Origin of the sequence: Pedobacter jejuensis (genome assembly GCF_003725795.1) — a bacterium.
Taxonomy (GTDB): domain Bacteria; phylum Bacteroidota; class Bacteroidia; order Sphingobacteriales; family Sphingobacteriaceae; genus Pedobacter; species Pedobacter jejuensis.
Map to the genome: position 1 here is coordinate 74,607 of NZ_RBEE01000043.1, position 13,584 is coordinate 88,190.

12 protein-coding genes are annotated in these 13,584 nt (G+C 36.2%); 1 reads left to right on the forward strand and 11 read right to left on the reverse strand.

What is annotated here, in order from left to right:
• Positions 1-186 precede the first annotated feature (186 nt).
• From groL to miaB, 7 genes are all read right to left on the reverse strand, one after another.
• Positions 187-1,824 carry a chaperonin GroEL gene (gene groL / locus D7004_RS16895; protein ID WP_123207002.1) on the reverse strand — a complete coding sequence of 546 codons (1,638 nt, stop codon included), beginning with the start codon at positions 1,822-1,824 and terminating at the stop codon, positions 187-189.
• Between the two features lie 134 nt (positions 1,825-1,958).
• Positions 1,959-2,249, reverse strand: a complete 291-nt coding sequence (locus D7004_RS16900) for a co-chaperone GroES (RefSeq protein ID WP_025141798.1) — start codon at positions 2,247-2,249, stop codon at positions 1,959-1,961.
• A 560-nt stretch (positions 2,250-2,809) separates the two neighbouring features.
• Positions 2,810-3,169: a preprotein translocase subunit SecG gene (secG, locus tag D7004_RS16905; protein ID WP_123207003.1), complete on the reverse strand. Its 360-nt coding sequence runs from the start codon at positions 3,167-3,169 to the stop codon at positions 2,810-2,812.
• Positions 3,170-3,182: 13 nt separating this feature from the next.
• Positions 3,183-4,232 (reverse strand): hypothetical protein, encoded by a 1,050-nt coding sequence (locus tag D7004_RS16910; RefSeq protein WP_123207004.1) that lies wholly within the window; start codon positions 4,230-4,232, stop codon positions 3,183-3,185.
• Between the two features lie 963 nt (positions 4,233-5,195).
• Entirely contained in the window at positions 5,196-5,705 is a 510-nt protein-coding gene (locus tag D7004_RS16915) for an LptE family protein (protein ID WP_123207005.1), read from the reverse strand.
• A gap of 8 nt (positions 5,706-5,713) precedes the next feature.
• A complete protein-coding gene (locus tag D7004_RS16920; protein WP_123207211.1) occupies positions 5,714-6,961 on the reverse strand; it encodes a sigma 54-interacting transcriptional regulator in 1,248 nt (415 codons plus the stop codon).
• 95 nt (positions 6,962-7,056) lie between these two features.
• The gene (miaB, locus tag D7004_RS16925; protein ID WP_123207006.1) at positions 7,057-8,472 is read right to left on the reverse strand and encodes a tRNA (N6-isopentenyl adenosine(37)-C2)-methylthiotransferase MiaB; all 1,416 of its coding nucleotides are present in this window, start codon (positions 8,470-8,472) and stop codon (positions 7,057-7,059) included.
• A 304-nt stretch (positions 8,473-8,776) separates the two neighbouring features.
• On the opposite strand from miaB, the gene D7004_RS16930 reads away from it, so the two are divergent.
• Entirely contained in the window at positions 8,777-9,277 is a 501-nt protein-coding gene (locus tag D7004_RS16930; protein ID WP_123207007.1) for a histidine phosphatase family protein, read from the forward strand.
• A gap of 207 nt (positions 9,278-9,484) precedes the next feature.
• On the opposite strand, the gene D7004_RS16935 is transcribed toward D7004_RS16930, so the two are convergent.
• From D7004_RS16935 to porX, 4 genes are all read right to left on the reverse strand, one after another.
• Positions 9,485-10,168, reverse strand: coding sequence for a M15 family metallopeptidase (locus D7004_RS16935; protein ID WP_123207008.1), 684 nt, complete (start codon positions 10,166-10,168; stop codon positions 9,485-9,487).
• Between the two features lie 39 nt (positions 10,169-10,207).
• The gene (locus D7004_RS16940; RefSeq protein ID WP_123207009.1) at positions 10,208-11,437 is read right to left on the reverse strand and encodes an alanine dehydrogenase; all 1,230 of its coding nucleotides are present in this window, start codon (positions 11,435-11,437) and stop codon (positions 10,208-10,210) included.
• Positions 11,438-11,522: 85 nt separating this feature from the next.
• Complete coding sequence (gene tsaE, locus D7004_RS16945) at positions 11,523-11,939, reverse strand: tRNA (adenosine(37)-N6)-threonylcarbamoyltransferase complex ATPase subunit type 1 TsaE (RefSeq protein ID WP_123207010.1); 417 nt, start codon at positions 11,937-11,939, stop codon at positions 11,523-11,525.
• Positions 11,940-12,015: 76 nt separating this feature from the next.
• The gene (porX, locus tag D7004_RS16950; RefSeq protein ID WP_123207011.1) at positions 12,016-13,569 is read right to left on the reverse strand and encodes a T9SS response regulator signal transducer PorX; all 1,554 of its coding nucleotides are present in this window, start codon (positions 13,567-13,569) and stop codon (positions 12,016-12,018) included.
• Positions 13,570-13,584: the final 15 nt, after the last annotated feature.

Consider the following 13,584-nt stretch of genomic DNA (forward strand, 5'->3'; position numbering starts at 1 on the left):
TCAAATTTTCAGTAACTAAACTACTGAAATACTATCTACTCTTTAAAAACTTTACACGAAAGGCGAAGGCTTAAGTATTAAATTTTTTACATAAATGCCCTCTTAGCGATTTCTTCAAACAAAAAATCCCCCAAAACTTTAGTTTTGAGGGATTTAATTTTACACGTAATTTGTGTGGATAGTTGATTACATCATACCACCCATGCCACCACCACCCATTGGAGGATGTGCTGATGCACCTGCTTCTTCTGGCTCATCTGCTAAAACCACTTCTGTGGTTAATAACATCGCTGCAATCGATGCTGCATTTTCTAATGCTACACGACTTACTTTAGTTGGGTCGATAACACCAGCACCAATTAAGTTTTCGTAAACATCAGTACGGGCATTGTAACCGAAATCGCCTGTTCCTTCTTTAACTTTTTGAACTACGATAGAACCTTCAATACCTGCATTTTCGCAAATTTGACGTAATGGCTCTTCAATCGCACGACGAATAATCTGGATACCAGTATTTTCATCTTCGTTTGCGCCTTTTAGGTTAGCTAATGCTTCTACCGCACGGATGAAAGCAACACCACCACCAGCAACGATACCTTCTTCTACAGCTGCACGAGTTGCATGTAAAGCATCATCAACACGGTCTTTTTTCTCTTTCATCTCAACTTCAGAAGCTGCACCAACGTAAAGAACCGCAACACCGCCAGCTAATTTAGCCAAACGCTCTTGTAATTTTTCTTTATCGTAATCAGATGTAGTTGTTTCAATTTGAGATTTGATTTGGCTAACACGAGATTTAATATCTTCTGAATTACCAGCACCGTTAATTACAGTTGTATTGTCTTTATCAACAACAACTTTCTCAGCAGAACCTAAGTAAGTTAAATCAGCATTTTCTAATTTATAACCTCTTTCTTCTGATACCACAATACCGCCAGTTAAGATAGCGATGTCTTCCAACATTGCTTTTCTTCTATCGCCAAAACCTGGTGCTTTAACTGCAACAACTTTTAACGAACCACGGATTTTGTTAACTACCAATGTAGCTAAAGCTTCACCGTCTAAATCTTCAGAAATAATAACCAATGGTTTACCAGTTTGAACAGTTTTTTCTAAAACTGGCAACAATTCTTTCATGTTGCTAATTTTTTTGTCGTAGATTAAAATGTAAGGATTTTCTAATTCCGCTTCCATTTTATCTGCATTGGTAACAAAATATGGAGATAAATAACCTCTGTCAAATTGCATACCTTCTACTGTTTTAACTTCAGTTTCAGTACCTTTTGCTTCTTCAACAGTAATTACACCATCTTTACCAACTTTGCTCATCGCTTCTGCGATTAACGAACCGATAACCTCATCATTATTTGCTGAGATAGATGCAACTTGTTTAATTTTGTTGTTGTCTTCGCCAACCGTTTGCGATTGTGCTTTCAAGTTTTCTACAACAGCCAAAACCGCTTTATCAATACCACGTTTCAAATCCATTGGATTTGCACCTGCAGCAACGTTTTTAATACCTGTAGTTATAATTGCCTGAGCCAAAACTGTTGCAGTTGTTGTACCATCACCAGCTATATCAGCTGTTTTAGATGCAACTTCTTTAACCATTTGAGCACCCATGTTTTCAACCGCATCTTTCAATTCGATTTCTTTTGCAACAGTAACCCCATCTTTAGTGATTGCTGGAGAACCGAATTTTTTATCGATAATTACGTTACGTCCTTTCGGACCTAATGTTACTTTTACTGCATTTGCAAGAATATCAACACCTCTTTTCAGGGCGTCGCGTGCTTCTACGTTATATTTTACTTGTTTTGACATCTTATTTTTAAATTTTGAATGATTGTATGATAGAATGATAATTTAAAATGATTGATTGATTGTATGAGAGAATGATTGAATAGGCATATTGTTGAAATATTCACTCATTCGAAACTCAGTCATTCAATCATTATTTATCCAACAACAGCGTAAATATCGGTTTCACGCATAATTAGGTAGTCTTTACCTTCGTAAGGAAATTCGGTACCGCCGTATTTACCATAAATTACAACATCACCAACTTTAACGCTAGCTTTTTTACCTTCAGAATCTTCTTCAGAAACAGAAACTACAGTTCCTTTAGATGGTTTTTCTTTTGCAGTATCAGGGATATACAAACCCGATGCAGTTTTTTCTTCTGCCGCAGCCGGTTCAACGATTACTCTGTTCGAACTGCCAGCAATTGGTTTAAGGTTTAACGCCATAACTTTTATTATTTTTTTATTTTGATTTAAGTTTTTAACTAAGCATACAATTACACTTTTTATGCCAATAGCTTTGCAGGGACAAATTTTCACCTGTACTGTCAAATTTTTAAACAAATGGCGAATATCGGAAATTTTGGGTGTCAGCTTGGCAGAAGGTAATTAGGCTATTAACCTATGTTCGATTATTAATTTTCCTATACATTATTAATAAGCTGCTTTTTTAGTTTACGTCACCCTGAATTTATTTCAGGGTCCTTTTTGCAGGAAAGATGCTGATATAAATTCAGCAAGACGGGCCGTACAAGCAATGCAGCTATAAAACTGATTAAGCTTAAGAATCGAATTCAGGTTAATAGTGTTTTTATGAATCTGTGCTTATCCCCACAGATATCGCTAATTACGTCGATAAATGCGAACTTTATCATTTGTTTAGATGTAATTTTTAGTCCTATTGAAAATAAGCAAACGCCACAATGCTTATTTAAATTCCAAATGATTTAGAAACAAAAAAAGCTTTCCCTTTTGAGGAAAGCTTTTAAATATCTTGTTAGCCTTAACTATTTTTTAGTCGTATCTGCTGGTGCAGGTTGTACAGGAGTAGCGTTGTTAGTTGCACCGCCACCAAGTGGAGATGGAGAAGGCATTTTATTTAAACGGTCTTGAATTTCTGTATTTCCGGTTGCTGCTGCACCGTTGTTTGTTTTAGCAATAGTAGTAATTGATAAAGTTAAAACCACAATTAGTGCTAACAACACCCACGATCCTTTTTCTAAAACATCGCCAGTACGTTGTACGCCAAACATATTACTTGTACCACCACCAGTTGCCAAACCACCGCCTTTAGGGTTTTGTACTAAAACAAATAAACCTAAAGCTACACAGGCAACAATTAATAAAATGATTAAAAAGGTTATCATGATAAAATATATTTTAAAATTTCTTTTCTATAGATTGGATAAGGTCGGCAAAGTAACCACTTTTTTCTGGATATTTCAAACTTAATTTTTTATAAGTATCTATGGCTTTGTGGTAAAGCATTTGCTCGATGTAAATTTTGGCTAAAGTTTCCGAAACCAAGTCATAACGGTCTTCAGCACTCTTTTTGGCTTTGTTCTCATTATCTATTTGCTCTGGTTTTGGAGGTTTTATCGTTGGGTCTTCTTTTAAAAATTTTTCTATTATTTCGGCACCCTTTGCATCTTTAGCTTCAGCTGCAGGATATTCTGCTAAATGATCTGCGACTTCAAACGGCGTTTGGATATGAAAAATATGCTCTACATATTGCTGTTGAAACTCTGCTCTATCCTGATTTTTTATTGGCGATTGTTTTACCAACTGCGGTTTAGGTTGAGCATAAGGCTGAAAAATCTGGTCGTGCTCTTTACGGGTTTTAGCCAGCCACCATAAAAAAGTGTAAGGTAATTGGTCGTCATCATATTTTGAAACAAAACTATGTTCTGGCTCATCAGGTACTACCGTTTCTATTTCCGGAACCTTAACCACATCAGTACTTAATTTTTTTTCAAAAGCGAAAAAATCTGTAGCAGCAGCGGTTTCAATATAATTATCGTCATTTACCGGCAAATCCATTAAATGGCTATCAATACCCGGTAAATTATAAGGGGTTTCTATATTTACAGCCTGAGTAATTTTAGGTTCCGAGTGTTCAGTAATTTCTCCTATCTCATCAAAAATTTCCTGTTCATCAGCGGTGCTTTCAGCATCAACTATCGCAAACTCTTCTAATTCATCTTGTTTGATTTCGGCTGGAGGCTCTTCCTGCATTATTTTATACAGCACGTTTCCATTGCTGTATAAAGCTGCTTTAGGTATAAATTCTGAATCAGCTTTGGCTAAAAGTAAGTGGATTGGTTGTGCATAAGGATATTCCTTTAACATTTCCTGCAACATTTGGATATGCTCATGCCCAACCATTGCCGGTTGTGCCATTAATTTTGCAAGTAGCTTTTTGTTATCCATTACTCAGGTTTGCTGCTAAGATAAATAATGCGGATGGTTTTTAAAATTTTAAAGGTCTTTTTCGCTTCTTTAAATCTATTTTCAGGTTCTTATTACATAAAATTAAGCAGCGCAAGGTTTGTACAAGAAAATCCAGAATAGTTTACAAGCTTAAACGTCTAAGCTTAGTTTTCTAAGGTGACTGAGGTGGTAAATAAATAAAGCAATAAACTTATTTTCAAAATAATTTCAAACTCGTTGCCAAGCATTTTATATTTTAGCAGCGCAAGGCCTGTTCAAGAAACTAAATTTGTTCCCGTTTTACGCTTTACTTCGCTAACAGCCGAAAAGGCTGCTGCTACGTGTTCGCTTCAACCGGGGCTAATTTGCAAAAGATGTGTTCCATTTTAACGGTTTGCATGGTGCACAAACCTTCGTTTGTAAACCTGATTGAAATGAAAAGCCCCAATTTTTCATTGGGCTTGAAATGTAAAGCAGGGCTGCAGACCGCCAAGAGCACTAAATGTTCATTTCCAAAATAATATTAAACTGGTTCATAAATGTGCCAAGCGTTTTATATTTTTTTGCAGCGCAAGGTTTGTGCAAGAAACTAAATTTGTTCCCGTTTTTCGCTTTACTCCGCTAACAGCCGAAATGGCTGTTGCTACGTGTTCGCTTCAACCGGGGCTAATTTGCAAATGTGGTATTCCATTTTAACGGTTTGCATGGTGCACAACCCTTTGTTTGTAAACCTGATTGAAGTGGAAAGCCCCAATTTTTCATTGGGCTTGAAATGTAAAGCAGGGCTGCAGTCCGCCAAGAGCACTAAATGTTCATTTCCAAAAAAACTACAAGTTTTATAGAAGTAATTTACGCAATTTCCTTTCCCCCTCCCAATGGGGATACAGGTGAAGATAGCGATACGCAAGAAAAGTTCATTTCCAAAATATTGAAATCCTCAGCTTTCTAAAATATCGCTCTTAATTACCATTGAGCAAATGCCCTGTTAAAAATATCTTCGGTAAGTTGTTTGTTAATGGCTTCGATGGCTACGGGCTGAAGCGATTGTATTGACGCACCGTTTAAAGGAAAATCATAAAACCTCGAAAAACTTTCTTCAAAGCTTTCTTTATCATGGCCTTTAATATTGTTAATGTACTTAACCGCAACGGTTATGGTTAAGCGGTTATTAGAAGCCGTTGGTGTACTGCTCGATGTTAAAGCCACAGGCCTGATATCATACCCGGTAATTCTACCCTCAAAAATTGCATCGCCATCAGTAGGCGTAATGCTTAATCGCGTTTGGCTACGAATTCGAGATTTAACCGCCTCGGTAAATTGCTGACTTAAAGTTGGAATTACCAATTGTGCGCTATTTTCGAAAAAACGCACTGTAACTGTTTTCATTTCTAGCGGAATGGATGCTCCACTAAATGTATAAGCACACGAACTTAATGCAGTAACAATTAAAAATGCAAATATCTTAATCTTCATAAAATCGTTTATAAACTCAATTCTTTAATCTTGCGGTAGAGCGTACGTTCAGATATTCCTAATTCTTGAGCGGCAAACTTTCGTTTTCCCTTATGCTTTTTCAATGCTTTTTTTATCAAGTCAGATTCTTTATCAAATAACGATAATGATTCTTCAACCTCTTCGGCATCGTGAGCGAAATTATAATCTGCATTATTAACGCCATTGCTATTTGAATTCGGAGTCGGCTGTTGTATGGTAAAACCATGCTCTTGCCCGGCTGGTAGTTCCACATCTCTATAAAGCTGATTGATGTATTGTGGATTATCTGCCAAAACCGTAGCCGTATTACCGCCATGCTGAATAATTTCTGCAACCAGTTTTTTAAGCTCAACCATATCCTTTTTCATATCGAACAGCACTTTATACAAAATGTCTCTTTCGGTAAAATCTTCTTTCGACTGAGCATTAATGGTCATAGGCAAATTGCTGCCTGCTTCATTAGGGATATAATTTAAAATTGCTTGACCGGTTACGTTTCTATCTTTTTCTAAAACGCAAATTTGCTCTGCAATATTTTTCAACTGCCTAACATTTCCTGGCCAGCTGTAGTTGGTTAAAATTTGTACTGCATCGGGCTCTAATTGTAATCCAGGACTACGGTATTTATCACTAAAATCGGCAGAAAACTTTCTGAATAATAAATAAATATCCTCTTTACGTTCATGCAATGCAGGAATACGCAATGGAACGGTATTTAAGCGATAATATAAATCTTCTCGAAATTTTCCATTTTTAACTCTGTTGTAAACATCAACATTTGTTGCAGCAATAATACGAACATCTGTTTTTTGAACCTTTGATGAACCTACGCGTAAATATTCACCGCTTTCTAAAATCCTCAATAAACGAGCCTGAGTTCCTAATGGAAGTTCAGCTACTTCATCTAAAAAAATTGTACCGCCGTTAGCCACTTCGAAATATCCTTTACGTGCTTCGTGTGCACCTGTAAACGAACCTTTCTCATGCCCAAATAATTCTGAATCTATTGTTCCTTCGGGAATGGCGCCGCAGTTTACAGCAATAAAAGCACCGTGTTTCCTGGCACTCATTTGATGGATAATTTGAGAAAAAACCTCTTTACCACTACCACTTTCACCAGTAATTAGTACCGACATATCTGTAGGTGCTACCTGGCTTGCAATATCTATAGCACGATTAAGTAACGGCGAATTGCCAATAATACCGAATCGTTGTTTTATATTTTGTGTATCCATTTGTTGTGTTACGAGTTGTTTGTTACCTGTTAAAAGTTTGGGTGCATCAATTGGCAAAAGCCCCGTAACTCGTCACCCATAACAGGCAACTCAAATTAAACAATCCTTCCAATCAGCGTTGCTGATGTGCATTTTTCGATTAATACATTTGCATATTGCCCAGGTTTTACCCCATCAATGGCAGGGAAAATTGCCATTGCTCCGCTATCACCTCTTCCGCAATAATCTTGGTCTGATTTTTTTGATGTGCCTTCTATTAAAACACGTACCGTTTTACCAACCCATTCTTGCAAACGTAATAATGAATGCGCTTGTTGTTTAGCCAGAATTTCAGCCAAACGGCGTTTCTTAACCTCTTCAGGTATATCGTCCGCCAATTTACGGGCAGCAAGTGTTCCTGGTCTTTCTGAATAAGTGAAATTATATGCAAAATCATATTTCACATAATCCAACATGCTTAAAGTATCTTGATGTTCTTCTTCTGTTTCTGTACAAAAACCAGCAATAATATCTGTAGAAATTGCACAACCTGGGATAATTTTTTTGATTGCGTCAATCCTGTTAATGTACCATTCGCGGGTGTAAGTTCTGTTCATCAACTCCAAAACACGAGTATTTCCAGATTGAACTGGCAGGTGAATGTAATTGCAAATATTATCGTATTTAGCAATGGTATATAAAACTTCATCCGTAATATCTTTCGGATGAGATGTAGAAAAACGAACCCTTAAATCGGGGTTTATTAAAGCCGTTTGCGCTAAAAGCTGAGCAAAATTTACCGTTTCCAATCCATCTTCTGAAGTCCAGGTGTATGAATCCACGTTTTGCCCCAAAAGCGTAACTTCACGATAACCCGCATCGAAAAGACTTTGAGCTTCTGCAACAATAGAATGTGCATCGCGACTGCGTTCTCTACCCCGTGTAAATGGAACTACACAAAACGAGCACATATTATTACAACCCCTTGTAATGGATATAAAAGCAGTTATGCCGTTGCTATTTAACCTAACAGGACTAATATCTGCATAAGTTTCTTCACGCGATAAAAGTACGTTTACAGCTTTGTGACCACTTTCCACCTGCTCAATTAAGTTGGGCAAATCGCGGTATGCATCCGGACCAACAACAACATCAACCAAACGTTCTTCTTCTAAAAATTTAGATTTTAGGCGCTCTGCCATACAGCCTAAAACGCCTACAATTAGTTTTGGATTCCGGCGTTTCTCAACCCCAAATTGAGAAAGTCGATTTCTAACCCTAGTTTCTGCGTTTTCACGAATAGAACAGGTGTTGATAAAGATTACATCTGCCTGGTGATAATCGCCAGTGGTTTCAAAACCTGTTTCGGAAAGTATAGATGCAACAATTTCACTGTCTGCAAAATTCATTGCGCAACCATAGCTTTCTATGTATAATTTACGTGCATCGGCCTTTACGGGTGCTTCTAAAATTAAAGCTTCACCCTGCCTTGCTTCATCATGCGTCTTATCCTGTACTTGTAAATCAATCATTATTTAATAACATTTTGGGGATTGCAAAAGTACATAAATAAAATTAAAAGTGACAAATTGACATATTTACTTTAAATGTTTACAAAGCAATTATTTTAAGTGTAAGGTTTGGTTTAGTTATAATAATATAATTAGTTAGTTATTATCCAAGCATAGATTATCTTAACTCTGCACCACTTCGTCGATGTCTGTGTTGTATTTTGAGATTAAAAATTAATGCTATGATAAACCATCAAAATGATGAACTAATTCGCATTACGAGACAATGTTTTAATTAACCACTTAATTTTTTAATATTAGCAGCATGAAAAAATTAGTCTTGTTTTTATCCATAATCTTACTGTTTACTTCTTCTATTTTAGCGCAAACTACCGAGATTTGGGTAGTTCGCCATGCTGAAAAAGATAAATCAAACCCACAGGAAAAAGATCCAGAACTATCTGATGAAGGAAAAATAAGAGCGAGAGATTTGGCGGAGTATTTGAAAAAAGAGAAAATCGATTTTGGATTTACTACACCTTACAAAAGAACACGAACTACTTTAGATTCGCTGGTTATACCTAAAGTGGTAAATTACACCGATATTAAATCACTTGTTGATAGCATCAAAACAAATTACGTTGGCAAAAAAATTGTTATTGCAGGTCATTCAAACACGGTTTTAGAAATTATCGAAGCCTTTGGAGGCAAGCGCCCGCGTGAAGAATTAACTGATGATGATTACGACTTTATCTTTCACCTAACAGTAAAAGGCGATAAGGCCCGAGTAAAAATGGATCAATACGGAGTTCCGCATCATTTGTAATTTTTTCATTTTTGCCCGGAGATATACGCAGATTTAAAACCCACGAATTATCTCTTGGAATTTAAGCTAGCCAATATCCGCGGTGGCTCGCCAACCATAAGTATTAAACATTCGTTTTACACTAACCGCAGCGTTTGCTCGGAGTAAAAAAGTAGCATTTAATACGTCCAAACTAATAAACCAATGGCAAATGACTAATGAACCTTTTTAAAGCTTCTCAAAAGGAATATCCATTAAAGCATAATTTTGCCATCCTTGAAAATCATAATGCCACCATTCATTTTCAAGAACGTTTAGCTTGTGTTTTCTCATTAAAGAAATAAAGAAATCGCGATTTTTTTTAACCTCTGCTGATACATTTGGATAATTGGCTGCCGCAGCCGCAGAAAAACTATCATAAGGCGTAGGCATTGGTATTTCCTTCCCCGTTTTTAAGTTTATAATTGTTAAATCAACAGCACAACCTCTATTGTGTTTAGAACCTTGCTTTGGATTTGCAACAAAGTTTTTATCGCTTGCTTTTTTATAAAATGCAACTGTAATTGCATAAGGTCTGTAGCCATCAAAAATCTTTAAACCCAAACCCTTTTTATTTAATTCTGACTGCACCTTTTTTAAAGATTCTACAACAGGTTTCCTGGCGAAAGCCCTAGCCTGTCCATACATAACCTGCTTCATGAAATTGTTTTTTGTAGCATAACGTATATCCAGTTTAATTGTTGGAATTGCCTTTTTTATTTCGATAAGCTCGTTGTTTGGGTTGCTTTTAACCGATGATAAATATTGACTGTAAGAATTTATTACAACAAGTTTCTTTGGTTTTATAGGGCTTGTTTGAGCAAAACCAGAAAAGGAAACAAATAAGAAAAGTACAAAAATGTTAAATTTCATTGTTGTGATTTTTGAGCATCGCGATTACAAATATTTAATTTACTGATTGGAAACGACCAATAATTCCAAATCTTTAAAAGGCAGATTAAACATATCTGCCAAATCTTTATTGGTAACATTACCTTGATAAATATAAAGCGCTTCGCGGATACCGGGATTGTTCCAAACCATGTTCATTAAGCCACCAAATTCACCAATATCTAACAGAATTGGCGCAAAAATATTTGTTAAAGCATATGAAGCTGTTCTAGGAACTCGAGATGCTATGTTTGGTACACAATAATGAATAACATCATATTTTCTAAATACCGGGTTAGTATGGTTTGTAACTTCAGAAGTTTCAAAACACCCACCCTGGTCAATACTTATATCAATTACTACGGAGTGTGGTTTCATTCGGGCAACAGTTTCTTCCATAACAATACAAGGGCTACGACCATGGCTTGCACGAATTGCACCGATGACAACATCACATGTTACAATTGCTTTATTTAAAACGATTGGCTGCATCACCGAGGTAAAAACCCTGCTATTGCCCAAGTTATTTTGGAGCCTGCGTAAGCGATAAATAGAACTATCAAAAACTTTAACTTCTGCCCCTAATGCTAGCGCTGTTCTGGCAGCATACTCGCCCACTGTACCTGCGCCTAAAATTACAATTTCAGTTGGTGGCACACCAGTAAAGCCACCTAACATAAGCCCTTTACCACCGGTAACATTGCTCAGATATTCAGCAGCAATTAATATCGATGTAGAACCCACAATCTCGCTCATAGCCCTAACTACGCTTAATACGTTACCTTCATCCCGAAGATTTTCAAAGCATAATGCATTAATCTTTTTTTGCATTAAAGCCTTAAGGTATTCTTGCTTAAGCGTACCAGTTTGTAGTGATGATATTAAAGTTTGCCCTGCATGCATCATCGCGATTTCCTCAAGCATAGGTGGCGCAATCTTCACTAAAATATCGCAATCGAAAACCTCTTTTTTATCGTAAGCAATTTTAGCGCCTTGCTCTGCATATTCCGAATCAGAAAAATTAGCGGCAATACCAGCCCCACTTTCTAAAACAACTTGGTGCCCATTATTAACCAGCAAGGCAACAGATAAAGGCGTTAATGCAATTCTATTCTCTTGAAAAGAGATTTCCTTAGGAATTCCTATATAAAGGTTGTTCTTCTTATTTCGAGTTTCAAGCGTTGCTTCTTGAGTTTGCAGTAAACCTTGACGAGCTATATCGGCCATTCCTTCGCGTAATCCTGTAGCCATGTTTTTTATCAGTAAAATGTTTTAATTTAGGTTGATGAAGGTACGGAAAATCTGTTAAAATACTGATAACAAATCACATCAGAATTTAGATTTTACTAAACTCGAACACCCTTTGCGAGTCGTTAAGAATTGATATTTCTACCTTTACATAATGTTCAGGCAATAATTCTTCTATTCTTTCAGGCCACTCGATAAGGCAAATACCACCTCCGTAAAAATACTCTTCATAACCTAAATCATAAGCTTCTTGAATATTTTTTATCCGATAAAAATCAAAATGATATAATGACCCACTATTGCCTATATATTCGTTAACAATAGAGTATGTTGGACTAGAAACTGCATCGTTTACGCCTAAAGTTTTACAGAAGTTTTTTATAAAGGTGGTTTTACCTGCACCCATTTCTCCTTCAAAAAGGAAAATTTTATGTTCGCCTGAAAACACCAAAAGCTTATCTGCAACTTTAGGTAAATCATCTAAATTTTCAATCTGGACTTTCATTGCTACAAAAATAAAAAGCAAAAGTAATACATAATTGCATCGCTTTTGCTTTTAAATCCCTTTTAGGGGTTGGGGGTTATCTTGGAGAATAGGTTACTACAGGAATAATCATTTCTTCTAATGATATCCCTCCATGCTGAAAAGTTTCGTTGTAATAATTAACAAATTGGTTGTAGTTATTCGGATATACGAAGTAGCTGTCTTCTTTAGCAAAAATGTAACTGCTACTGATATTAATTTTTGGCAATAATGCATCATGAGGGTTTTTAATTGCAAAAACTTCCTTTGCATTAAAATTCAGATTTCTACCTTGTTTATAACGCAAGTTGGTGTTTGTGCTTCTATCTCCAATAACCTTTACCGGTTTTTTAACCCTTATGGTTCCATGATCAGTTGTGATAATAACTTTAACCTGCTTTTGAGATATTTTTTTCAATAAATCCCAAAGCGGCGAATGTTCAAACCATGAAAGCGTTAACGAGCGATAAGCAGCATCATCATTTGCCAGTTCACGTATCATTTGCATATCGGTACGGGCGTGGCTAAGCATATCAACAAAGTTGAACACAATTGCGTTGAAGTCGTTTTTTAATAGATTATTGGTTTGCTCCACCAATTCTTTCCCTTGCTCAAAAGTTAAAATTTTATTGTAGCTAAACTTGCAATCTTTACGCAAACTACGTTTAATGTTATCGGCTAGGAATGCTTCTTCGTGCATGTTTTTTCCACCTTCGTCATCATCATTTTGCCACAAACTAGGAAAGCGCTTCTCCATTTCCAAAGGCATTAAACCAGAAAATATCGCGTTCCTTGCGTATTGAGTTGCAGTTGGTAAAATACTGGTGTACATATCTTCCTCATCAATTCTAAAATACTCAGAAATTAATGGGTTGATAATTTTCCATTGATCATAACGCAGGTTATCAATCAAAATAAAAAATACTGGCGTGGTATCGTTAATGTGTGGAAAGGCTTTTTTCTTCAACAATTCGTTTGATAGCAACGGTGCGTTATCCTTATCCTTAATCCAGTTTAAATAATGTTCTTCAATAAATTTAGAAAACTGGGTGTTGGCTTCTTGTTTTTGCATGGTTAAGATTTCATGCATTTGCGGATCATCCAATTTCTCTAATTCAAGTTCCCAAAACACTATTTTTTTATAGGTATCTACCCATTCATCATAGCTAAGGCGATCGCCCAACGTCATACCCAACCTTCTAAAATCTTGCTGGTAAGCCATTGATGTTTTTTCACTTACCAATAGTTTTTTATCAATCAGTTTTTTTATGGTTAATAGAACTTGTTTCGGGTTTACAGGTTTAATTAAATAGTCATCAATCTTACTACCAATCGCATCCTCCATCAAATTTTCTTCTTCACTTTTGGTAATTAAAACTACAGGTACATCAGGATTTAAATTTTTTATTGCCGAAAGGGTTTCAATACCACTCATACCCGGCATATTTTCATCTAAAAAAACAAGGTCGAAATGAGATTTCCCAAACGCTTCAAGCGCATCGTTACCATTTGTAAACGTAGTAACATTATAACCTTTATCGTTAAGTAGTAATATATGAGGTTTTAGTAGATCGATTTCGTCATCGGCCCACAATATTTTAGTTTCTTGCATGTTTTTGTAAAAATT